Source organism: Amycolatopsis sp. NPDC114478 (assembly GCF_055633805.1).
This window is the reverse complement of the sequence record NZ_JBVKDO010000024.1, coordinates 1-21939: the sequence shown is the minus strand read 5'-3', so window position 1 is coordinate 21939 and position 21939 is coordinate 1. Positions and strand designations below refer to the sequence as shown.

The window sequence follows — 21939 nt, the reverse complement described above, 5'->3', positions numbered from 1 at the left end:
CCCGCGTCAGGGCAGGCCGGCGAGGCCGGCCAGCAGGGTCAGGTGGTGCTCGAAGTACTCCGCGCGCGCCTGGATCATGTCGTCGAGGCGGTGGAAGACCTCGAAGTTGACCTGGCCGAACAGGTGCGTCCAGGCGAGCAGGACTCGGTCCAGGCGCTCCTCCGAGAGGTCGCCCGCCTGCTCGTCGACCAGGCGGCGCAGGTCGGTGCGGACCGGGGCCGGCACCGGCGGCCCGGCCGGGCCGTCCGGCGCTTCGGCGACGATGGCCGCCAGCAGCAGGATCACCTTCGACGCCGGGCCGACCGTCTCCTGCGGCGCCGCGTAACCGGGGACGGGGTTGCCGTAGAGCAGGCCGTATTCGGCCGGGTGCGCGAGCGCCCACGACCGCACCGCGTGGCACGCCGCGAGCCACCGGCCGCGCAGGTCCTCCCGCGGGAGGGCGGCTTCGGCCTCGACCGCGGCGTCGCCCAGGCCGTCGTAGGCGTCGATGATCAACGCCGTCAGCAGCGCGTCGCGGCTCGGGAAGTACCGGTACAGCGCCGAAGCGACGATGCCCAGGTCGCGGGCCACGGCCCGCAGCGACAGGTTCGCGCCCTCCTCGGCCAGGCGCCGGCGGGCGACTTCCTTGATCTCCTGGTGCATCTCCGAGCGGACCCGGGCACGCAACGACGAGGCGGACACGGCCCCAGTGTCGCACAGCCGAGAACACTGTTCTTGACTCGACGACCCCGGAGCTCGTACGGTGTTCTCGTCCGAGAACAGTGTTCTCCTTGGGGGTTTTCCATGGCTCTGCACGTCATCGTCGGCGCCGGTCCGGTCGGTTCGGCCACCGCGCGCCTGCTCGCCGCCCGCGGCGACGAAGTCCGCCTGCTGAGCCGGCGCGGCACCGGCCCGGCCGTCGACGGCGTCCGGCTCGTGGCCGCGGACGCGACCGGCGCCGCCACGCTCGCGCGGCACACGGCCGGCGCGGCCGCGCTGTACAGCTGCGCCGGGCCGGCGTACCACCGCTGGCCCACCGACTGGCCGCCGCTGGGTGCGGCGCTGGTGCACGCGGCCGAGACGAGCGGCGCGGTGCTCGTCACGACCGGGAACCTGTACGCGTACGGCGCGGTCGACGGGCCGATGACCGAGCAGCTGCCGGCGCGCCCGAACTCGGTCAAGGGCGAGGTGCGGGCGAAGCTCTGGGCCGACGCGCTGGCGGCGCACGCCGCCGGCCGGATCCGCACCGCGGAGGTCCGCGGCTCGGACTACCTCGGCGCGGGCGCGCTGTCGGCGTTCACGGCGCTGGTGCTGCCGAAGGTCCTGGCGGGCAAGCGCGCGGCGGCCCCGGCCGACCTCGACGCGCCGCACAGCTGGACGTACGTCGGCGACGTCGCGCGCACGCTGGTCGCGGTCGCGGCGGACGAAGGGGCGTGGGGCCGGCCGTGGCACGCGCCGACGCCACCGCCGATGTCGGTGCGCAGCTTGGCGGCTCGCGCGGCGGAGCTGGCGGGAGCCCCGCCGGCCCGCGTGACGACGATGCCCCGGATCGCGTTGCGCCTGGCGGGGCTGTTCAACGCGACGGCGCGCGAGATGCCGGAGGTCGGGTACCAGCTGCGCGCGCCGTTCGTGCTGGACTCATCGGCGGCGACGGCGGCGTTCGGCATCGAGCCGACCCCGACGGACGACGCCCTGCGCGAGACGATCGAGGGGATCACCGGTCCGAAGCACGCCGGAAGGCACGACGCAGCAGCGCGGTGACGGCCGGCCGGTGCTGCACCGGCTCCCCCGCACTCGCGCCCGAGCGGACCGCGTCGGCCGCCGCACGAGCCGTGGGAGCCGGTGCCTGAAGCGTCGGCGAGCCAGGCTCGGCCGTCGCGCCGCGGCGGCACTGAACGCACGCGGTACCCGCAGAACGCCGTTCTGCGGGTACCGGAAGTCCCGCCTAGTTCGGGATCTCCGTCGCCCGCTCCCAGCCCGAGGGCAGCGGGCTCAGGTTCAGCGCGTGGTCGAGGCCGCTGCCGGCCAGCGCCCGGCGCACGACGCGGTTGTCGCCGGTGACGATCCGGAGGGTGGTGTTCTCGCGGACCGTCCGGACGTGGATGTCCGCGAGCACGGAAAGCCCGGCCGAGTCCAGGAAGTCGACCTCGGAGAGGTCGAGCACCAGCGTCGGGAACCGCCGGTGCGCCCAGGTGGCGAGGACCGAGCCGAGCTCGGCGGCGCTGTCCTCGTCGAGCGCGCCGCTGATCCGGACCATCACCGCACCGAAGTACGGCCGGATGACCTTGATGGCGGAGGAACTTCGTTCCACGCGGGGGGACGGCACGGGGATCGCCGTCGCGGGGTGCTGCACGACCAACATCTTCAGTACGCCTTCAGTCGCGGATGGCGTGCCGAGCGGTGTCCACTGCCCGCTCGAACGCCGGCAAGTCTGGGGGAGGGCGGCTGCTCCTGAACCGCACCCTCGCAGCCTAGTACTTGATCCAAACGGCGCAACCCCGCCAACGGCCGAACCGACGGTGAACCACTGTCGGCCGAAAGCACGTCTTCCCGGCGTAGGCACCAAAAACCCGCCGCCGGACGGCCCGCCCTTGACAGCCCGCGCAGGTGACAGTCAGACTCGAAGGCGTCTCAGGGTTCCTGATATAGCACCGGAGGTGCCCGCGTGCCCCGATCGCCGCACGGCCCGGCCGACTTCGGCCTCGGCAGCTGGCCCGCGCGCCGCGCCCGGATCTCCCCCGGGCGCACCGCGCTCGTCCAGCCCGGCCGCACGCGCACCTACGCGGAGCTCGCCGAGCGCGTCGAACGGCTGGCCGGCGCGCTGGCCCGGCTCGGCGTCCGGCCGGGCGACCGCGTCGCCTACCTCGGCGTCAACGATGTCACCGTCTTCGAAACGCTCTTCGCCACCGCCCGCTTGGGCGCGCTCTTCGTGCCGCTGAACTACCGCCTCTCCCCCGCCGAGATCCGCTACATGCTCGACGACAGCGGCGCTTCGGTGCTGGTGCACAGCCCGGACACCGACGACCTCGTGGCCGGCCCGCTGCCGGTGACGCTGCGGCACGTCGTCGCGACGGACCCGGCGTCGTGCCCGGCGGGCGGGCTGGACTACGAGGCCGAACTCGCTGCCGGCGACGATCCGCCGGCCACCGGCGTGCGGCTCGAGGACCCCTGCCTGCTGCTCTACACCTCCGGCACCACGGGCCGGCCGAAGGCGGCGGTCCTCACCCACGGGAACCTCACCTGGAACACCGTCAACCAGCTCGCCCACCTCGACGTCCTGGGCACCGACAAGGCGCTGTGCATCGCGCCGCTGTTCCACTGCGTCGGGCTGGGCCAGATCACGCTGCCGACGCTGTTCAAGGGCGGGAGCGTGGAACCGGTCGCGAAGGTCGACCCCGGCACGATCCTCGCCCGGATCGGCGAGGCCGGCATCACGAGCTTCTCCGCCGTCCCGACGATGCTGGAAATGCTGTGCCGCCACGAAGACTGGGACCGCACGGACCTGAGCTCGCTCACGTGCGTGCTCTACGGCGGCTCGCCGGTCGCCGAGCGCGTCGCCCGCGCGTGGCTCGACCGCGGCGTGAAACTCCTCCAGGGCTACGGCATGACCGAGGCCGCTCCCGGTGTCTCGATGGCCACCCACGAAGGGACGCTCGACCACCCGGTCGCCGCCGGCGTCCCGCACTTCTTCACCGACGTGGCCGCCCTCGGCCCCGAGCTCACGCCCGAGCCGCTCTCCTCCACGCCCGCGGAGCTGCTGGTGCGCGGCCCGCACGTCTTCGGCGGCTACTGGAACCGGCCCGAGGAGTCGAAGGCGAGCTTCGTCGACGACGACTGGTTCCGGACCGGCGACGTCGTCAAGGTCGACGACGACGGCTGGGCCCACGTCGTCGACCGCGTCAAGGACATGATCATCTCCGGCGGCGAGAACGTGTACCCGGCCGAGATCGAGGCCGTCGCGGTCCGGCTCGACGCGGTCGACGACTGCGCCGTCGTCGGCGTGGCCGACGAGCGCTGGGGCGAGGTCGGCGCCGCCTTCGTCGTCCGCCGGGCCGGTGCCGAGCTCGACGAAGCCGGCTTCCGCGCCCACCTCGAACAGCACCTCGCCCGCTACAAGATCCCGAAGCACATCCGGTTCACCGACGCCCTGCCCCGCAACGCCACCGGCAAGATCCGCCGCGTCGAACTCCGCGCGCGGGCCGCCGAAGCCTTCCCGAACGGACCCGCATGACCACCGCTCTCCTGCCCCCGTCCCTGCGCCTGGAGCTGCACGACGACATCGCCGTGCTGCGGCTCGCGCGCCCGGAGAAGCGCAACGCTCTCGACGACACCACCGTGCTCGGCCTCGAAGCGTTCTTCGGCGCCCCGCCCCGCGGGGTCAAGGCCGTCGTGCTGGACGCCGTGGGCGAGCACTTCTCCGCCGGGCTCGACCTGTCCGAGCTGACCGAGCGCGACACGTTCGAAGGCCTGGAGCACTCGATGATGTGGCACCGCGCCTTCGAGCGGCTCGAACGCGGGCGCGTCCCGGTCGTCGCCGTGCTGCGCGGCGCGGTCGTCGGCGGCGGCCTGGAACTGGCGGCGGCCGCGCACATCCGCGTCGCCGAGCCCTCGGCGTTCTACGCGCTGCCCGAAGGCCAGCGCGGCCTGTTCGTCGGCGGCGGCGCGTCGGTGCGGGTGCCGCGGCTGATCGGCGCGCACCGGATGACCGACATGATGCTCACCGGCCGCGTCCTCGACGCCGGCGAGGGCCACGCCGCCGGGCTGTCGCACTACCTCGTCGAAGACGGCTCGGCGCACGCGCTCGACCTGGCCCGCAAGATCGCCGCGAACTCCCCGGTCACGAACTTCGCCGTCCTGCAGGCGCTTCCCCGCATCGCCGAGGCCAACCCGGCCGAGGGCTACTTCCTCGAGGCGCTGATGGCCGCCGTCGCGAGCGGCAGCGCCGAGGCCAAGGAGCGGATGCAGGCGTTCCTGGACAAACGCGCCGGGAAGGTCGGCCGATGATCCTGCGCCCGGTCGCGCCCGACGTCCGCGAAACCACCGAGATCGGCCGGTACCTGACCTGGCTGGCCGAGCGCGGCCGCCCGTTCGACGACTACGCCGCGCTGCACCGCTGGTCGGTGACCGACCTCGACGGCTTCTGGACGTCGATCAAGGACTTCTTCGGTGTGCACTTCCACTCCCCGGAAAGTGCGGTCGTGCCGGACCGGCGGATGCCGGGCACCGAGTGGTTCCCCGGCGCGACCCTCAACTACGCCGAGCACGCCCTCGGCGGCCCCGCCGACGACGTCGCCGTCGTCGCCTACTCGCAGACGCGCGAGCGCACCGAACTGACGTGGGCCGAGCTGCGCGACCAGGTCGCGAAGGTCCGCGCGGGTTTGCGCCGGCTCGGCGTCGGACGCGGCGACCGCGTCGTCGCGTACCTGCCGAACATCCCCGAAACCGTGGTCGCCTACCTCGCGACCGCGAGCCTCGGCGCGGTCTGGGCGTCCTGCGCGCCCGAGTTCGGCGCCCGGTCGGTCGTCGACCGGTTCGGCCAGATCGAACCCCGCGTCCTGCTGACCGTGTCCGGCTACCGCTACGGCGCCAAGGACGTCGACCGCCGCGCCGAGGTGGCCGAGATCCGCGCCGGCCTGCCGACCGTCGAGCACGTCGTCCACGTCCCCTACGGCGACCACGACCTCCCGGACACCCTGGACTGGAGCGCCCTCCTCACCGAGAGCGCGCCCGGGTTCGAGCCGGTCGGCTTCGCGCACCCGCTGTGCGTGCTGTTCTCCTCCGGCACCACCGGCAAGCCGAAGGCGATCGTGCACGGCCACGGCGGGATCCTCCTGGAGCACCTCAAGAACCACGGCCTCAGCTGGGACCTGCGCCCCGGCGACCGGATCCTGTGGTTCTCCACCACCGCCTGGATGATGTGGAACGCGCTGGTCTCGGGGCTGCTCACCGGCGCGTCGATCGTGCTGGTCGACGGCAACCCGCTGCACCCCGACCTGGCGTGGCAGTGGCGGCTCGCCGCCGAGACCCGCGCGACGCTGATGGGCGCGAGCCCGGGCTTCCTGATGGCCTGCCGGAAGGCGGGGCTCGACCCGGCCGCGTCGTTCGACCTCTCCGCGGTGCGGCAAATCGGCGCGGCCGGCAGCCCGCTGCCCGCCGAGGGCTACCAGTGGGTGCGGGACGTCTTCGGCCCCGAAGTGCTGCTCAACGTCGGCAGCGGCGGCACGGACGTCTGCAGCGGGATCGTGCAGGGCGGCCCGCTGCAGCCCGTGCTGGCCGGGGAGATCTCCGGGCCCTGCCTGGGGGTCGACGCCAAGGCGTTCGACGAGCACGGCACCGAAGTCGCCGGCGAGCTGGGCGAACTCGTGATCACCGCGCCGATGCCCTCGATGCCGGTCGGGTTCTGGGGCGACGACACCGGTTCCCGCTACCGCGACACGTACTTCGACACCTACCCGGGTGTCTGGCGCCACGGCGACTGGATCCGGTTCGACCCCGGCGGCGGCTGCGTCATCGCCGGCCGCTCGGACGCCACCCTCAACCGCGGCGGCGTCCGGCTCGGCACCGCCGAGTTCTACGCGGTCGTCGAGGAGCTGCCGGAGGTCGACGACTCGCTCGTCGTGCACCTGGAAGACCCGGCGGGCGGCAACGGCGATCTCCGCCTCTACGTCGTCCTCCGGGATGCCGTCCTGGACGCGCCGCTGCGCACGAAGATCGCGACGGCGTTGAAGAGCGCGCTGTCGCCGCGGCACGTGCCGGACACGATCACCGCCGTCCCGGTGATCCCCCGCAACCGCACCGGGAAGAAACTGGAGCTGCCCGTGAAGAAACTCCTGCTCGGTGCCCGGCCGGACGACGTCGTCGGCCGGGACGTCCTGGCCGATCCCACCGCGCTGGACCACTTCGGGATCCCCTCGTGAGCACCGTCGCGGTCGTCGGCACCGGCGTGATCGGCGAGAGCTGGGCGAGGCTCTTCCTCGCCCACGGCCTCGACGTCGTCGCCACCGATCCCGCGCCCGGCGCCGAGGAGCGGCTGCGGGATGCGCTCGAAGACGCGCCGACGGATCGGCTGCGGTTCGTCGCCGACCCCGGCGAAGCGGCGGCCGCCGCGGACTTCATCCAGGAGAACGGGCCCGAGCGCGAGGACGTCAAGCACGCGCTGTTCGCCGTCCTCGACGAGGCCGCGCGGCCGGACGTGGTCCTGGCGAGCAGCTCGTCCGGGCTGCTGCCGAGCGTCATCGCGCGCGGCTGCCCGCACCACCCCGAGCGGGTCGTCGTCGGGCACCCGTTCAACCCGCCGCACCTGATCCCGCTCGTCGAGGTCGTGCCCGGCCGCGACACCGCGCCCGAGGTCGTCGACCGGGCCGTGGCGTTCTACACCTCGGTCGGGAAGCGGCCGATCCGGTTGGCGCGCGAAGTGCCCGGCCACGTCGCGAACCGGCTGCAGGCCGCGCTGTGGCAGGAGGCGTACTCGCTGGTGGAGCGCGGCATCGCGACGGTCGCCGACATCGACACCGCGATCGCCAACGGGCCCGGCCTGCGCTGGGCCGTGCTCGGCCCCTTCGTCAACCAGCACCTCTCCGGCGGCGCGGGCGGCCTCGCGCACGTCCTCGCGCACCTCGGCCCGCCGACCGAAGCGTGGTGGCGCGACCTCGGTCGCGTCCACCTGACCCCGGAGCTGGCCGAGACGCTCGTCGCCGGGGTCGACGCCGAACTGGCCGGCACCGACGACCGGTCCCTCGTCGCCGCGCGCGACGCCGTCCTGCACCACCTGCTGGCGGCCAAGGCCGCGCAGCCCGACCTGCCCTGAGCACCGGAGATTCCCGTGGACCTTTCCGCACTGACCGCCATCGACGTCCACACCCACGTCGAGCAGGACGGGCACGGCTGCTTCGCCCTCGACCAGGAACTGCTGGACGCGTCGGAGAAGTACTTCCACGCCGGCCAGGACCGCACCCCGACGGTGGCGTCGATCGCCGAGCACTACCGGGCACGGAACATGGCGGCCGTCGTCTTCACGGTCGAGGCGCCGGCCGCGACCGGGCACCCCGCGCTCTCGAGCGAGGAGATCGCCGACGCAGCGGCCGAGCACGCCGACGTGCTCATCCCGTTCGGCTCGGTCGACCCGCACGCCGGCAAGGCCGCCGTGCACCGCGCGCGGCGCCTGGTCACCGAGCACGGCGTCCGCGGCTTCAAGTTCCACCCGAGCCTGCAGGCCTTCGAGCCCAACGACGTCCGGTACTACCCGCTGTACGAGGCGATCCAGGAGCTGGGCGTCCCGGCGCTGTTCCACACCGGGCAGACCGGCATCGGCGCGGGCCTGCCGGGCGGGCACGGCATCAAGCTGCGCTATTCGAACCCGATGCTGCTCGACGACGTCGCCGCCGACTTCGCCGGCCTGACGATCATCCTGGCCCACCCGTCGGTGCCGTGGCAGGACGAGGCGATCTCGGTCGCGACGCACAAGGCGAACGTGTACATCGACCTGTCCGGCTGGTCGCCGAAGTACTTCCCGCCGCAGCTGGTCCGCGCGGCGAACTCGTTGCTGAAGCGCAAGGTGCTGTTCGGCTCGGACTTCCCGGTCATCACCCCGGACCGCTGGCTCGCCGACTTCGCCGCGCTCGACCTCAAGGACGAGGTGCGCCCGCTGATCCTCAAGGAGAACGCCGTCCGGGTACTCGGCTTGGCCTGAACGTTTGTCCGGTCCATCCCCGGGCACCCGCGAAGCCTGGTGCTTTGCGGACGGAGGCGGACGTCGTGGCCGAGGGTGACGTGCACACCTACTTCGAAGACGGACTGTGGAAGAACCGCGTCGAAGGCGGGAGCCGGGCGTCCAACACTTCGCCGCGCCGGACCGACGCCGTGCTGTCCGGCCGGCTGATCGCGAAGAAGCGGCGCGTCGGGCACGTGGTCCACACGCCGGAGGGCGACGTCGAGACCGAGCGCGACTACCGGCCGCGGGTGAAGCGTCCACAGTAGACGAAGACCCGCCCCCGCTCGGCGAAGGCTGGGGGTACCTGCGAGCGGGGGCGGGAGCCTGTACCCGTTACAACGCAGGGGAAGCGGCGGTGTTCCCGTACGTGACGCGGGCCTCAGCGGCGGGCCAGCACGGCCCACACGGTCTTGCCGCCGGACCGGCGCCGGCTGCTCCCCCAGATCTTCGAGACCTTGGCGACCATCCGCATGCCGAGGCCCGTCTCGGTGAGATCCAGCCCTTCGCGGACGAAGGCGGGGCGGGAACTTTCGTCGGCCACCTCGACGGCCAGCCGCCCGCGACGCAGCTCCAGCCGCAGCCGGGGCACCGAATCCGTGTGCCGCAGCGTGTTTTCGACGAGTTCGGTCACGATCAGCGCGGCGTCCTCGGCCAGTTCGGGCACGTGCCACTCGGCACAGGTCCGCCGGACGAACGCGCGGGCGGACGCGGAGGTGCGCGAAGACCGGACCAGCACCCGCCGCGCCCGTTTCGCCGCGGGACGGCGCAACGCGGCTTCGGCCGCGGCAGTGTCGGCGTACACGGGCACGTTCTGGCGGGCCAGCACCGCCCGCTGCTCGGGCCGCCCGGTCACGAGGGCGAACGGGACCGCGGGCCAGTCGCCGACCCGCAGCGCGACCAGCGCGAACACCCGCAGCAGCGCCGGATCCCGCAGGGCGAGGCGCTCGACGTCGACGAGCACGGCGTCCCGCGCGTCGGCGGCGAGCTCGAGCAAGCTGTCGCGCAGCCGCGGATAGGTCGTCCGGTCGAGCACGCCGACGACGGACGCGGTGGCGGCCGAACCGGCCGGGGAAACCAGCCGGACGGAATTGTGCCGGGCGAGCACCGGGACCACCTCCTGGTAAAGGACCTCAGGACCGGATAGCCGGTTACGCAGCACTCAAACGACGGGTTTCCGGTTGATCGCGGACCGGCGCGCGCCGCGGCGCTCCCCGCTTCCGCCGATCGGGCGAAACCCGGACACACCGGCGACCGGTGCGGCGGCCCGGGTTTGCCGGGCCCGGCGCCGGGCATGCCGCCCCGGCGCGGCCCCCGGCCGAGGGCCCGTCCCATCCGAATCGGAGGAACCACCATGGCATCGACGGAGACCGCCGTCCGGCGGACCCCGCGCCAGTTGCTCGCGGCGATCGTGGGAGTGGTTTTCCTGCTGGTCGGCGTGCTGGGGTTCATCCCCGGCGTGACGACGAACTACGACATGCTCACCGGTGCCGGGCACCACTCCGGGGCGTTGCTGCTCGGGATCTTCACCGTCTCGATCCTGCACAACATCGTGCACCTGGCGTTCGGCGTCGCGGGGCTCGCGCTGGCCCGGACTCCGGGCGGCGCCAAGGCGTTCCTCGTCGGCGGCGGTGTGGTCTACCTGGTGCTGTGGCTCTACGGCCTGCTGATCGACCAGGACAGCGCGGCCAACTTCGTGCCGGTCAACACGGCCGACAACTGGCTGCACTTCGGCCTCGGCGTCGGCATGATCGCGCTCGGCCTGATCCCGCTCGGCGCCACGCGCGGTCCGATCGCCGACTCGCGCTGAGCCGCCCGGGCCGGGCGGCCCTTCACGGCCGCCCGGCCCGGCTCCCCGCGTAAGCCTTTTCCCGCACCTGCGCCAGCCACCCGGGAGCCAGTTCCATACCGTCCGGGCGGTACCGCACCGGATCGAACGCCGGCGCGTCACCCCCGACGTCCGGCAGGGTCAGCTCCGCGCTGTCGCACCAGCGCCCGTCCTCCCGGCCGGTCCGCAGCACGAACCCCAGGCCGCCCGCCGCCAGAACCGACTCGAGCGACGCGTCCAGCCGCGGCGACTCCGGCGATGCCCACGCCGCCAGCCAGATCAGCCGATCCGCGCGGCGGTAGGGCACCAGGCTGCTGTACGCCCCGCCGGTCCACGTCGCCGCCGGACGGGGCAGCATCCGGCCGACGTGCCCGCTGCCCGCCGTCGTCAAGGTGAGGTCCCACGGCCCGCCGTCGCGGCCCGCGCCGGGGATCCGCACCGCCAAGCCGAGCGCGTCCGGCAGCCGGCCCGGCGTGCCGGCACCCTTGGACAGCCGCGCGACGACCGGCGTCGGCCCGGACGGCCACGGCAGGTCGTCGTCGACCGGCCGCAGCTCGCCGCGCAGCACCAGCCCGGCCGGGTGGAACGCGCGGGCGCGGCGCACGGCCGCCAGCCCGCGGAAGCCGACCGCCACCAGCCCGGTCACCGGCGTCGTCATGTGTAGGTCCTCTCGCGTCGGGTACCCGGGCGATACCCGTCCGGAGCCCGCAGAAAACCCGAGGAGACCACCATCGCCACCGCGGTCCTGTTCGACGTCGACGGCACGCTCGTCGACTCCAACTACCTCCACGTCCACGCCTGGCGGCGCGCTTTCCACGAGCTGGACCGGAAGGTCGACTCCTGGCGCGTGCACCGCGCGATCGGCAAGGGCTCCGGCAAGCTGCTGAGCACCCTGCTGGGCGACGAGGACGCCGAGCGCGTCGGCGACGAAGCCAACGAGCTGCACAGCCGCTACTACCTGGAGACGGCGGAGCTGCTGCGGCCGTTCGCCCAGGCTCCGGAGCTGGTGCGGGCGCTGGCCGCGAAGGGCGTGCGGGTCGTCCTGGCGACGTCGGCGGGTCCCGACGAGCTGGACGTGCTGCGCAAGACCCTCGGCATCGACGACGTCGTGCGGGACATCGTCGCCGGCTCGGACGTCGAGGCGACGAAACCGGACCCGGAACCGGTGCGGGTGGCCCTCGAGAAGGCGGGCACGGCCCCGGAAGACACGATCTTCGTCGGCGACGCGGTCTGGGACGTCCGGGCCGCGACGAAGGCCGGCGTGCGCACGATCGGCGTGCTGTCGGGCGGCGTCAGCGCGGCGGAGCTGACGGAGGCGGGCGCGATCGCGACCTACGACGACGTCGCCGCGCTGCTGGCTGACCTCGAGGACAGCCCGTTGGCGGAGCTGTTCAGCTGACCTTCCGGGCCACCAGCCGCTCGACCAGCCCCAGCTTGAACCGCTCGCGCCGCTCGATCGGCATCCCGAGCGCCTCCACCAGCTTGAGCGGGCGGCGCCGGAAGTGCTCGCCGGCCAGCGGGACGCTCGCCAGCTCGAGCAGCCACTGCGCCGCGCGGACGACGACCGACGAGCCCGCCACGTGGTCCACCAGGATCAACCGCCCGTCCGGGCGCAGGACGCGGTGCATCTGCGTCACGGCCGCCGCGGGGTCCGGGATCGCGCAGAGGCCGAACGTGCACACCACCGTGTCGAACGACGCGTCCGCGAACGGCAGCTCGTGCGCGCTGCCCTCCCGCAGGGTCACCTCGCGGCCGAGTTCGCGGGCGCGCGTGCGGGCGATCTCCAGCATCCCGCTGCTCAGGTCCAGGCCGGTCAGCCGCACCCCGGCCGGGTACCAGGGCAGGTTGAGCCCGGTGCCGACGGCGACCTCCAGCACCTCGCCGGTCGCCTGCCCGCACGCCCACTCCCGCGAGTCGCCGAAGAGGCGGCGGTCCCAGACGCCCATCTCCGCGTCGTAGGTCGCCGACTTGCGGTCCCAGTACCGGTTCCACCGCTGCGCCTTCGCCATGCCCCCAGCGAACCACGAACCGGTCAGCCGAACATGCCGGGCTCGTAAGCCCCGCCCCGCTGGTGCAGGATCACGGCGAGCCGGTTGGCCGAGTTCATCTGGGCCACCAGCGCGACCAGCGCCGCGGTCCGATCGTCGTCGAAGTGCTTGCGCACGCTCTCCCAGGTGTCGTCGGAGACGCCCGGAGCGGCGTCGGCGAGCCGGGTGCCCTCCTCGGCCAGCGCCAGCGCGGCCCGCTCGGCCTCGGTGTACACCGTGGCTTCGCGCCAGGCCGCGACGAGGTTGATCCGGACCGCGGACTCCCCGGCGGCGGCCAGCTCCTTCGTGTGGATGTCGACGCACCAGCCGCAGCCGTTGATCTGGCTGACGCGCAGCGACACCAGCTCCTGCGTGATCTTCGCTAGCGGCGACTGGACGATCGCCAGGCTCGCGGTGCCGAACCGCTTGGCGAACTTCGCGCCGATTTCGTTGTCGGTCAAGGCGAAACGGGGTTCCATGGTTCCTCACTCCCGGTCGTGGGACGGTCGACCAGGAGATGCCGGGCCACCCGGACCCGTGACAGTGACCACCGTCACGGTCACAACGGGAGCGCGGCCGGCATCCGGTGGGAAAGACCGCTCGACGCCGAAAGAGGAGCCACCCATGGCCGACCCCGCGACCGAGGCGTTCCTCGCCCACCGGAACCTGCTGTTCACCGTCGCCTACCAGATGCTCGGCTCGGCCGCCGACGCCGAAGACGTCCTGCAGGAGACGTGGCTGCGGTGGGCGGGCGTGGACCGCGCCGTCGTGCGCGACGAGCGCGCGTACCTGGTCCGGATCACCACGCGCCTGGCGCTGATGCGGCTGCGGACCCAGGCCCGGCGCAGGGAGTCCTACGTCGGCCCGTGGCTGCCCGAGCCGTTGCTGACCGCGCCGGACGTCGCCGAGGACGTCGAGCTGGCCGACAGCGTCTCGATGGCGATGCTGCTGGTGCTGGAGACGCTGACGCCGGCCGAGCGCGCGGTGTTCGTGCTGCGCGAGGTGTTCGCCCTGGACTACGACGAGATCGCCGAAGCCGTCGGCAAGACCCCTTCGACCTGCCGCCAGATCGCCCACCGCGCCCGGTCCCACGTCGCCGCGCGCCGGCCCCGCGGCGACGTGTCCCCCGCGACGTCCCGCGACGCGCTGGAGGCGTTCCGGCGCGCGGTCGAGACGGGCGACCTGCGCGAGCTGCTGGACATCCTCGCCCCGGACGTGGTGTTTTTCGGCGACGGCGGCGGGGTCGTGCGGGCCGTCCTCGAACCGGTCGTCGGGTCCTCGGCGGTGGCCGGCTTGCTCACCGCCGGCCTGGGCAACTTCGCGCGCGGATCCCTGGCGGCGGCCCAGGTCAACGGCCACCCGGCGCTGGTCCTCCGCCGCGACGGCGAGGTGGACACGGTTCTGGCGTTGCGCATCGACGACGGGCTCGTCACGGGCCTGTACGCGGTGCGCAACCCCGAGAAACTGTCGCGTTTGGACGAAGAGACCCCCCTGCGGCGGTGAGTCGATCAGCCGAGGGTCACTCGGCCGCGGCCGCCACGATCACCTCGGCGACGACGCCGGGCTGGGACACCGCGACGGCGTGGGAGGCGTCGATCCGCCGGACCGTCGAGGACGCGCGCTCGGCCATGAACTCCTGGGCCGCGGCCGGGATGGCGTTGTCCTGGTTGGCGATCAGCGTCCACGACGGGAGCTTCGTCCACGCCGGGGTGCCCTCGAACGGCGCGGCCAGGGCCTGCTGGGCCACCGGGCGCTGGGTGACGGCCAGGATCGCGGCCGTCTCCGCGGGGACGTCGGCCGCGAAGACCTCGGCGAAGTCTTCCGGCTTGATCGACAGCTCCGGCGTTTCCTCGTGGACCAGGACGTTCGTGGTCTCCGGGCCGAGCTTCGCGCCCGGGTAGCGGCCGGACAGCTCGAAGACGCTCTCCCCCGCGTCGGGCTGGAACGCGGCGATGTAGACCAGGGCGCGGACGTTCGGCGTCTCGGTGGCCGCGCGGGTGATCAGGGCGCCGCCGTAGGAGTGGCCGGCGAGGACCACGGGACCTTCGATGCCCTTGACGACGTCGGCGACGTACGCCGCGTCGGACTCGACGCCGCGCAGCGGGTTCGCCACCGCGACGACCGGGAAGCCCTGCTCCTGCAGCTTCGCGACGACACCCGTCCAGCTCGACGAGTCGGCGAAAGCGCCGTGGACCAGGACGATGGTGGGCTTGCTCATGACTGGCTCCTCAGAGAGAACGACTGGTCTTTCTGTCTCCACACTCTGGCCGTTCGGGGATGACTTGGCAATGTGACGTAGCCGATCTGGCAGAACGACTGGTCTTTCTCTATGGTGGACCGATGACGACTGCCGACGTGCACCCGAAGGACCGGCTGCTGGCGACCGCGTCGCGGCTCTTCTACGCGGAGGGCATCCACGCGGTCGGGGTCGAGCGGCTGGTGTCCGAGGCATCGGTGACGCGGGCGACGTTCTACCGGCACTACCCCACGAAAGACGACCTGGTGGCGGCGTACCTGGCGGAGACGAGCCGCCGAATCCGCGAAGCGGTCGACGCGGCGCGGGCGGGGAAGCCGCCACGCGAGGCGTTGGCGGCGGCGCTGGCGGTGGTGGGAGAGGCGACGTGCGGAGAGGACTTCCGCGGCTGCCAGTTCCTCAACGCGGCGGCCGAGTACCCGGACGCGGACCACCTGGTCCGCCAGGTGATCGAGGACCACCGCAAGTGGTTCTTCGAGGTACTGCGCACCGAGGCCGCGGCGGCCGGCCACCCGGAGCCCGACCATGCGGCGCGGGTCTTGGTGCTCCTCCGCGATGGGGCGTTGCACGGCGGCGAGCTGGACGACGCGGAGACGGTGCGCGCGACGCTGCGGCGAGCGGTGGAGGACTTCTTCCCGGCCTGATCGAACTCGCCGCGGCTCTGCTGGACAAGACTTGGCGGACTCGCACGCCCCGGCACTTGCCCTCGCGAGCCGTCGCACGCGCCAGGAACCCATGGCGCCGGGCCATCCCGCAACGCCGGCCGTCCCGCGTGCCGTCTGCTGCTGCGCCACCGCCGACCGCACCGAAACCCTGCGCAAGCTCGCCGCCGCCGGGGCCCCCTCGGAGCGACCCACCTCACCCCAGCACACGGTTCACTCCGACCCACCCCACCCCGCGTGCTGAAATGAAAGCCGTGCTGCCCGAGGATCCACTCCCCCGCATCGCCCGCCCGCGGGCCCTGCTCTTCGCCCTCCCCGCCGCCGGGCGCCGGTGGAGCGCCGGGCTTCGGGCCGCCGGCGCCGTCCTCCTGCCCGGCGTCATCGTCGTCCTCACCGGACACCCCGGCCAAGCGCTCTTCGTCACCTTCGGCGCCTTCGCCGTCCTCTACGGCGAAGGCCGCCCCTACCGCGTCCGCGCCCGCGTGGTCCTCACCGCCGCTGCCGCCCTGCTGCTCGCCGCCGCGCTCGGTGCCGCCGTCGGCTCCGTTGGCGGCAAAGCCGCCGTCGTCATCGTCGTCACCGCTGTCGCCGTCCTCGCCGTCTACACAGTGGACGCCCTCCGGCTCGGGCCGCCCGGCGCGCTCTTCTTCGCCATCGTCTGCGGCGGCGCCTTCGTCGCCACCGAAGCCGGCGCCGATCCGCCGGCCCTGCTCCTCTGCACCGCGCTCGGCGGCGTGTCCTCCGCCGTCGTGTCCATGGCCGGCGCCCTCGCCGACCGGGAAAAGCCGGAACGCACCGCCGTCCACCGAGCCGTCCGGGCCGTCGATGCCTTCCTGGACACCGAAAACCCGAACGCCGCCCTCCGGCACGCCGCGGGCTCGGCTCTCTCGGCCGCCCGGAACGCCGTCCACGACGCGGGCCACGAGCCGAAATCCGCCCTGGCCACCACCCTCATCGCCGCCCACCGGCGCTTCACCGCCGCAACCGACGACGACGCCGGGCCGCTCCCCCTCCCCCGCCCCAGCGTCGGTTACCGGCTGCGACGGTCCGCGAGCCTCCGGTCCCACGCCACGGTGACGGCGCTGCGCGTCGGCGGCACCTGCCTGCTCGCCGGCACCCTCAGCGCGACGCTCGGCCTGGCCCGTCCGCACTGGGCCGTCCTCAGCGCGCTCGTCGTCCTGCAGCAGGGCACCGACCGCCTCCACGCCAACGTCCGGGGCCTGCAGCGCTTCGCCGGGACCGCCGTCGGCCTGGCCCTCTTCGCCGCGCTCTCCCTGCTCGCGCCCACCGGGATCGCGCTGGTCGCCGTGATCGCCGTGCTGCAGTTCTGCACCGAGCTGTTCGTCCCGCGCAACTACGCCGTGGCCGCCGTCTTCATCACGCCGGTCGCGCTCCTGGCCGGCGGCGTCGCGGCGTCCGGCGCGATCGGCCCCGCCGTCCGCGACCGCCTCGTGGAGACGCTGATCGGCGTCGCGCTCGCGGTCCTCGCCCAGTACCTGCTCGCCCCGAACGCCCATCGCACGACGTTCCACTGGACCGAGTCCCGCGTCCGCACCGCCGCGCGGACGCTGCTCGCGACCGGTCCCGCGGCGGTGGACCACCGTCGCGACCTGCAGTTCGAGCTGGAAGGCACGACGCGCGCGGCGATCGACTCGGCCCACAACGACCTCGCCTGGACGCGCCGGCACTGGGCCGCGCACGTGGAGCTCGTCCACCGCGGCTACGACCTGCTGGCCGCGTGCTGGACGACGTCGGGCGAACTGCGGGCCGAAGAATGGGAACAAGCGTTCCGGTAGCTTTCACCTGCACAAACCCAGCACGGCTAGGCCGAACGGGTTACCTTCGGGGAACACACACGGAGGTTCGGCATGGCTGGTCACGACGGAGTCCCCGCGTGGGTCGAGCCGATGCTGGCCAAGGCCGACGGCGGCCGGCTGCGCAGCGGCGCCGAATGGGCGTACGAGTACAAACTGGACGGTTACCGCGCCGCCATGCGGATCGCCCCGGACGGCACCACCGTGCTCACCAGCCGCAACAACATCGACTTCACACCCGAGTTCGCCGACCTCGCCGGCGTGCTCGCCCCGGCGCTCGACGGCCAGGCCGCCTACCTCGACGGCGAGGTCGTCGTCTACGGCGAAGACGGCCGGATCGACTTCGAGCTCATGCAGGAACGCCGCGGCCGCTGGGTCCGGCACCAGAGCGGGCCCCAGGGCCGGCCGTTCAACGACGTCCCGGTCCGGTTCCTCGCCTTCGACCTCCTGCGGCTCGGCGACCGCGACCTGCTGAAGGAGCCCTACGACGAACGCCGCCGCCTGCTGGCCGCGCTGCCGATGCCCGATCCCTACCGCGTCTCGGTGGTCCGCGCGGTCACCTTCGACGAGCTCGCCGCCGACCGCCGCACCCCGGCGGACTTCCTGGACCACGCGGCGTCCGCCGGCTACGAGGGCGTCGTCGCGAAGCTGCGCAGCTCCGCGTACGTGCCCGGGCAGCGGCCGGACTCGTGGCTCAAGCACCCGCTGATCCGCACGCAGGAGGTGATCATCTGCGGCTGGCGCCCCGGGCAGCGCAGCTTCACCGGCACCCTCGGCGGCCTCCTGCTCGGCGCGCACGACCCCGGCACCGGCGACCTCGTGTACATCGGTGACGTCGGCACCGGCTTCAGCCAGGCCGCCCGCGCCGACCTGATGGCGCGGCTGCAGCCGCTCGAACGCCGCACCCACCCGTTCGCGACGCCGCCGCCGCGCGAGGACACCGTCCGCGCGCGCTGGGTCGAGCCGCGGCTGGTCGGGGAGATCGTCTACCGGCAGTTCACGCGCGGCGGCCGCGTCCGCCACACCGCGTGGCGCGGCCTGCGGGCCGACAAGAAACCGGCGGACGTCCTCGCCCCGCGGGCGGCCGAGCCCGTCGCCGCTCCTCCCCCGCCGCCCGAGCCGGTGGGGCAGCGGATCACCGTGCAGGCCGGGAACCGGCGGCTCACGCTGTCCAATTTGGACAAGGTGCTGTACCCGGCGGACGGGTTCACCAAGGGCGAAGTGATCAACTACTATTCGCGGATCGCGCCGGTCCTGCTGCCGCACCTCGCCGGCCGGCCGGTGACGTTCATCCGCTACCCGCACGGCGTCGGCGGCGAGAAGTGGTTCGAGAAGAACGTCCCGAACGGCGCGCCGTCGTGGTTGCGCACGGTCCGCCTGCCGAGCACGGGGTCCCGCGGCAGCGGTGACACGATCGACTACCCGCTCCTGGACGACCTCCCGGCACTGGTCTGGTCGGCGAACATGGCGGCGCTCGAGCTGCACGTTCCACAGTGGACGGTCGGGTCGGACGCGAGCCGGCAGCCGCCCGACCGCCTGGTGTTCGACCTCGACCCCGGCCCGGGCACGACGGTCGTCGACTGCGCCCGCGTCGCCGAACGCCTCCACGACGTCCTCGTCGCCGACGGCCTGACCCCGTACGCGAAGACGTCCGGCTCGAAGGGAATGCAGCTGTACTGCGGCATCCGCACCGACGACCCGGCGGCGCCGTCGGCGTACGCCAAGCGTCTCGCGCAGCAGCTCGCGCGGGAGACGCCCGATGCGGTGACCGCGGTGATGGCCAAGGCACAGCGCGCCGGCCGGGTGTTCATCGACTGGAGCCAGAACAACCCGGCCAAGACGACGATCGCCCCGTACTCCCTGCGCGGCCGCGACCACCCGACGGTGTCGACCCCGGTGACGTGGGACGAGGTCCGCGCGTGCGGGCACGTGAACCACTTGACGTTCACGGCGGACGAGGTCCTCGACCGCGTCGACGAGCACGGCGATCTGCTCGCCGGTCTGGCCGAGAGCCGGGCGCCACTGTGGACCTGAGACTGCACCGAAACTCCAGGCGCAGCCTCCGACTCAGCGTGAACCCGAGGCCGCGGCGCGCACTCCTTCGGGGGTGACCTCACCGGCTACCGCACCTACCCCGTCAACCACGAAATGGGTCACGCCCTCGGCTACGGGCACGTCGGCTGCCCGGCGCCCCCGCGCCCGTCATGATGCAACAGACCTTCGGCCTCTCGAACACCTACCTCGCCGAGCTGAACCGCTCCGAGCCCGGGGCCGCCACGCCCGTCGAGCCGGACGGTGCCGTCTGCCGGCCCAGGCGGCGACCCACGGTCGCACCTCGTCAACCGGACGAGTCACGCCGGGTCTCTAAAGGGTTCCTCCGCGGCCGCCGCCCACCACCGCCCGCAGGGCCGTCACTGGGCCAGACGGACCACACCCGGGCAGCGGGAGTGAAGCTCCTTGTCGCCGCGGATCTTCCGCCACTAGCGTCGACGAGGAGGGGACGACACCGGGCTGTCCGGAGAGTTCCTTGCACACCAAGGAAAAACGCGAACGAGGAGTTTCTCGATGACGGCTCTCGACCAGCCCGTGACCCGCACCGCGTACCAGCAGTCGGTCGCCGACTACTGGAACGCGGAGAAGGACCCGGTGAACCTCCGGCTGGGCGATGTCGACGGTCTCTACCACCACCACTACGGCCTCGGCGACTACGACCCGGCCGTGCTCGAAGTCCCGGAGCCCCAGCGCGACCAGGCGATCATCGCCGAGATGCACCGGCTCGAGACCGCGCAGGCCGACGTTCTCCTCGACCACCTCGGCCCGATCGGGCCCGCCGACCGGCTGCTCGACGCCGGCTGCGGCCGGGGCGGCACGAGCGTCATGGCCCACCAGCGCTTCGGCTGCCAGGTCGACGGGATCTCGATCTCCGAGCAGCAGGTCGCGTTCGCCAACGAGCACGTGCGGCAGCGCGGGATCGACGGCTCGGTCCGCTACCACCTGCGCAACATGCTCGACACCGGCTTCGAATCCGGGGTGTTCCAGGGCATCTGGAACAACGAGAGCACGATGTACGTCGACCTGCACGAGCTGTTCGCCGAGCACGCGCGGCAGCTGAAGCCCGGCGGCCGGTACGTGACGATCACCGGGTGCTACAACGACGTGACCGGCGGCCGGTCGCGGGCGGTGAGCCAGATCGACCAGCACTACATCTGCAACATCCACGCCCGCGGCGACTACTTCAAGGCGTTGTCGGACAACGGGTTCGTGCCGATCAACGTCGTCGACCTGACGGCCGCGACGATCCCCTACTGGGAGCTGCGGGAGCAGTCGTCGGTCGCCACCGGCGTCGAGAAGCCGTTCCTGACCGCCTACCGCGAGGGCAGCTTCCACTACCTGCTCATCGCCGCCGACCGCGTCTGAGGCGGCCGGCGACGAGGGAGAGCACCATGACGACCGGCACCGAGTGTCCACAATGGACGAACGGAGGTACCGCGAGCCTGCTCGCGGGCCCGTTCGGCCTCGGCACCGCGGCGGCCCGGATCGCGACGCAGTTCGCGCCGGCGCCCGGGCAGGACCCGGCTTACGCCTATTTGCCGTGGGGAGACGGCAGCGGGCCACCGTTGTACTGCCCGGTCGCCGGCCGCGTCGACGACGCCCTCGCCGGGGAGGTCGACCGGCGGCTGGTCGCCTGGGCCGAGGAGTGCGGGTTCACCGGCGCGGGCCTCGACCAGATCGCCCACGCCGGCTTCGGCAGGCTGGCGATGCTCGCCCACCCCGACTGCGACGACCCGGACCGGCTGCTCGTCGCGGCGCAGCTGAACGCGGTCTGGTGGGCGGCCGACGACTACTACGCCGACGACAGCACGCTGGGCGCGGCGCCGACCGAACTGCCGCCACGCCTGGCGCTCGTCATGGCGGCCATGGACCCGGTCGCGCCGGCCGGGGAGTTCTCGGCGCCCCTCGAAGAAGCGCTGCGCGCGGACCCGATTCTCGTCGGGCTGCACTCGGCGGTCGGTCACCTGGGCCGGCACGGCTCCCCCGTGCTGGTCCAGCGCGTCTGCTACGCGACGTTCTCGATGTTCGTCAGCTGGGACGCCTACGCGGCGTGGCGCCACACGGGCCGCTACCCCCCGGCGTGGGAGTACCTGGCGGCCCGCCAGCACGACAGCTTCTACACGTCGATGACCCTCGTCGACGCCGTCGGCGGCTACGAGCTGGCCGCGCCGTTCTACTACGACCCGCGTGTGCGGGAGGCGATGATGCGGGCCGGGACGGCGTCGGTGCTGGTCAACGACCTGCACTCGGTGGCCAAGGACGCGGCCGACGAGAAGCCGGTCTGCAACATGGTCCTGCAGATCGCCGCCGACCGGGGGTGCTCGGTCGAGGAGGCGGTCGAGGCGACCGTCGAGCTGCACAACAAGATCGTCCACGAGTTCGAGGACGGCCACCGGGAGCTGATGGCGGTCCCGTCGCCGGAGCTGCAGCGGTTCCTCGTGGGCGTCCGTTCCTGGATGGGCGGCGGCTTCACCTGGCACGCCACCAACCTCCGTTACCGATCTTGACCTACGAATCGATTGGGTGGTTTTCGCTGTGACCGTCACCGACCCGGTGGACACCGACCAGGCACCACAGAGCCTCGGCCGGGCCGCGGCCCGCACCCTGGCCACCACG

Annotated in this window: 22 protein-coding genes and 1 pseudogene; 16 read left to right on the top strand and 7 right to left on the bottom strand. The window is 73.0% G+C overall.

The features are described 5' to 3' along the window. Positions 1-6 precede the first annotated feature (6 nt). Entirely contained in the window at positions 7-681 is a 675-nt protein-coding gene (locus ACZ7OH_RS42735) for a TetR/AcrR family transcriptional regulator (RefSeq protein ID WP_470286134.1), read from the bottom strand. Between the two features lie 102 nt (positions 682-783). On the opposite strand from ACZ7OH_RS42735, the gene ACZ7OH_RS42730 reads away from it, so the two are divergent. Beyond that, on the top strand, positions 784-1740 hold the full coding sequence (locus ACZ7OH_RS42730; RefSeq protein WP_470286133.1) for an NAD-dependent epimerase/dehydratase family protein: 957 nt from the start codon (positions 784-786) through the stop codon (positions 1738-1740). A 184-nt stretch (positions 1741-1924) separates the two neighbouring features. Here ACZ7OH_RS42730 and ACZ7OH_RS42725 read toward each other — a convergent pair whose 3' ends face one another. Beyond that, the gene (locus ACZ7OH_RS42725; protein ID WP_400891873.1) at positions 1925-2290 is read right to left on the bottom strand and encodes an STAS domain-containing protein; all 366 of its coding nucleotides are present in this window, start codon (positions 2288-2290) and stop codon (positions 1925-1927) included. A 354-nt stretch (positions 2291-2644) separates the two neighbouring features. Here ACZ7OH_RS42725 and ACZ7OH_RS42720 point away from each other — a divergent pair, with 354 nt between their 5' ends. From ACZ7OH_RS42720 to ACZ7OH_RS42695, 6 genes are all read left to right on the top strand, one after another. Further along, the gene (locus tag ACZ7OH_RS42720; RefSeq protein WP_470286132.1) at positions 2645-4210 is read left to right on the top strand and encodes an acyl-CoA synthetase; all 1566 of its coding nucleotides are present in this window, start codon (positions 2645-2647) and stop codon (positions 4208-4210) included. Then, complete coding sequence (locus ACZ7OH_RS42715) at positions 4207-4983, top strand: crotonase/enoyl-CoA hydratase family protein (protein ID WP_470286131.1); 777 nt, start codon at positions 4207-4209, stop codon at positions 4981-4983. Before ACZ7OH_RS42720 ends, ACZ7OH_RS42715 begins: the two co-directional genes overlap by 4 nt. Next, on the top strand, positions 4980-6896 hold the full coding sequence (locus ACZ7OH_RS42710; protein WP_470286130.1) for an acetoacetate--CoA ligase: 1917 nt from the start codon (positions 4980-4982) through the stop codon (positions 6894-6896). Before ACZ7OH_RS42715 ends, ACZ7OH_RS42710 begins: the two co-directional genes overlap by 4 nt. After that, positions 6893-7786 carry a 3-hydroxyacyl-CoA dehydrogenase NAD-binding domain-containing protein gene (locus tag ACZ7OH_RS42705; RefSeq protein WP_470286129.1) on the top strand — a complete coding sequence of 298 codons (894 nt, stop codon included), beginning with the start codon at positions 6893-6895 and terminating at the stop codon, positions 7784-7786. The genes ACZ7OH_RS42710 and ACZ7OH_RS42705 overlap by 4 nt, the downstream gene beginning before the upstream one ends. Positions 7787-7801: 15 nt before the next feature. Then, a complete protein-coding gene (gene couO / locus ACZ7OH_RS42700; RefSeq protein ID WP_470286128.1) occupies positions 7802-8668 on the top strand; it encodes a 4-hydroxyphenyl-beta-ketoacyl-CoA hydrolase in 867 nt (288 codons plus the stop codon). 65 nt (positions 8669-8733) lie between these two features. Then, complete coding sequence (locus ACZ7OH_RS42695; RefSeq protein ID WP_400891859.1) at positions 8734-8955, top strand: DUF2188 domain-containing protein; 222 nt, start codon at positions 8734-8736, stop codon at positions 8953-8955. 113 nt (positions 8956-9068) lie between these two features. Here ACZ7OH_RS42695 and ACZ7OH_RS42690 read toward each other — a convergent pair whose 3' ends face one another. Next, a complete protein-coding gene (locus ACZ7OH_RS42690; protein WP_470286127.1) occupies positions 9069-9794 on the bottom strand; it encodes an ATP-binding protein in 726 nt (241 codons plus the stop codon). Between the two features lie 246 nt (positions 9795-10040). Here ACZ7OH_RS42690 and ACZ7OH_RS42685 point away from each other — a divergent pair, with 246 nt between their 5' ends. Beyond that, positions 10041-10496 carry a DUF4383 domain-containing protein gene (locus ACZ7OH_RS42685; RefSeq protein ID WP_470286126.1) on the top strand — a complete coding sequence of 152 codons (456 nt, stop codon included), beginning with the start codon at positions 10041-10043 and terminating at the stop codon, positions 10494-10496. A 22-nt stretch (positions 10497-10518) separates the two neighbouring features. Here ACZ7OH_RS42685 and ACZ7OH_RS42680 read toward each other — a convergent pair whose 3' ends face one another. Then, positions 10519-11172 carry a hypothetical protein gene (locus tag ACZ7OH_RS42680; protein WP_470286125.1) on the bottom strand — a complete coding sequence of 218 codons (654 nt, stop codon included), beginning with the start codon at positions 11170-11172 and terminating at the stop codon, positions 10519-10521. Between the two features lie 72 nt (positions 11173-11244). Here ACZ7OH_RS42680 and ACZ7OH_RS42675 point away from each other — a divergent pair, with 72 nt between their 5' ends. Then, positions 11245-11913: an HAD family hydrolase gene (locus ACZ7OH_RS42675; protein ID WP_470286239.1), complete on the top strand. Its 669-nt coding sequence runs from the start codon at positions 11245-11247 to the stop codon at positions 11911-11913. Here the strand turns inward: ACZ7OH_RS42675 and ACZ7OH_RS42670 are convergent. After that, positions 11906-12523 (bottom strand): class I SAM-dependent methyltransferase, encoded by a 618-nt coding sequence (locus ACZ7OH_RS42670; protein ID WP_470286124.1) that lies wholly within the window; start codon positions 12521-12523, stop codon positions 11906-11908. The genes ACZ7OH_RS42675 and ACZ7OH_RS42670 overlap by 8 nt on opposite strands. A 23-nt stretch (positions 12524-12546) precedes the next feature. Then, the gene (locus tag ACZ7OH_RS42665; RefSeq protein WP_470286123.1) at positions 12547-13020 is read right to left on the bottom strand and encodes a carboxymuconolactone decarboxylase family protein; all 474 of its coding nucleotides are present in this window, start codon (positions 13018-13020) and stop codon (positions 12547-12549) included. A 145-nt stretch (positions 13021-13165) separates the two neighbouring features. On the opposite strand from ACZ7OH_RS42665, the gene ACZ7OH_RS42660 reads away from it, so the two are divergent. Next, positions 13166-14044 (top strand): RNA polymerase sigma-70 factor, encoded by an 879-nt coding sequence (locus ACZ7OH_RS42660; RefSeq protein WP_470286122.1) that lies wholly within the window; start codon positions 13166-13168, stop codon positions 14042-14044. Positions 14045-14060: 16 nt separating this feature from the next. Here ACZ7OH_RS42660 and ACZ7OH_RS42655 read toward each other — a convergent pair whose 3' ends face one another. Continuing rightward, positions 14061-14759, bottom strand: coding sequence for an alpha/beta fold hydrolase (locus ACZ7OH_RS42655; RefSeq protein ID WP_470286121.1), 699 nt, complete (start codon positions 14757-14759; stop codon positions 14061-14063). A 122-nt stretch (positions 14760-14881) separates the two neighbouring features. On the opposite strand from ACZ7OH_RS42655, the gene ACZ7OH_RS42650 reads away from it, so the two are divergent. The 6 genes and pseudogenes from ACZ7OH_RS42650 (at position 14882) to ACZ7OH_RS42625 (ending at position 21830) form a co-directional block, all read left to right on the top strand. Beyond that, the gene (locus ACZ7OH_RS42650; RefSeq protein ID WP_470286120.1) at positions 14882-15439 is read left to right on the top strand and encodes a TetR/AcrR family transcriptional regulator; all 558 of its coding nucleotides are present in this window, start codon (positions 14882-14884) and stop codon (positions 15437-15439) included. A 263-nt stretch (positions 15440-15702) separates the two neighbouring features. Then, positions 15703-17253 (top strand): FUSC family protein, encoded by a 1551-nt coding sequence (locus ACZ7OH_RS42645; protein WP_470286119.1) that lies wholly within the window; start codon positions 15703-15705, stop codon positions 17251-17253. Positions 17254-17325: 72 nt separating this feature from the next. Continuing rightward, the gene (ligD, locus tag ACZ7OH_RS42640; RefSeq protein WP_470286118.1) at positions 17326-19305 is read left to right on the top strand and encodes a DNA ligase D; all 1980 of its coding nucleotides are present in this window, start codon (positions 17326-17328) and stop codon (positions 19303-19305) included. 99 nt (positions 19306-19404) lie between these two features. After that, a pseudogene (locus tag ACZ7OH_RS42635) lies at positions 19405-19479 on the top strand (hypothetical protein); the annotation flags it as partial. 357 nt (positions 19480-19836) lie between these two features. After that, positions 19837-20688 (top strand): geranyl diphosphate 2-C-methyltransferase, encoded by an 852-nt coding sequence (locus ACZ7OH_RS42630; protein WP_400891802.1) that lies wholly within the window; start codon positions 19837-19839, stop codon positions 20686-20688. 26 nt (positions 20689-20714) lie between these two features. Next, positions 20715-21830, top strand: coding sequence for a family 2 encapsulin nanocompartment cargo protein terpene cyclase (locus ACZ7OH_RS42625; RefSeq protein WP_470286117.1), 1116 nt, complete (start codon positions 20715-20717; stop codon positions 21828-21830). The last annotated feature ends 109 nt before the right edge of the window (positions 21831-21939 follow it).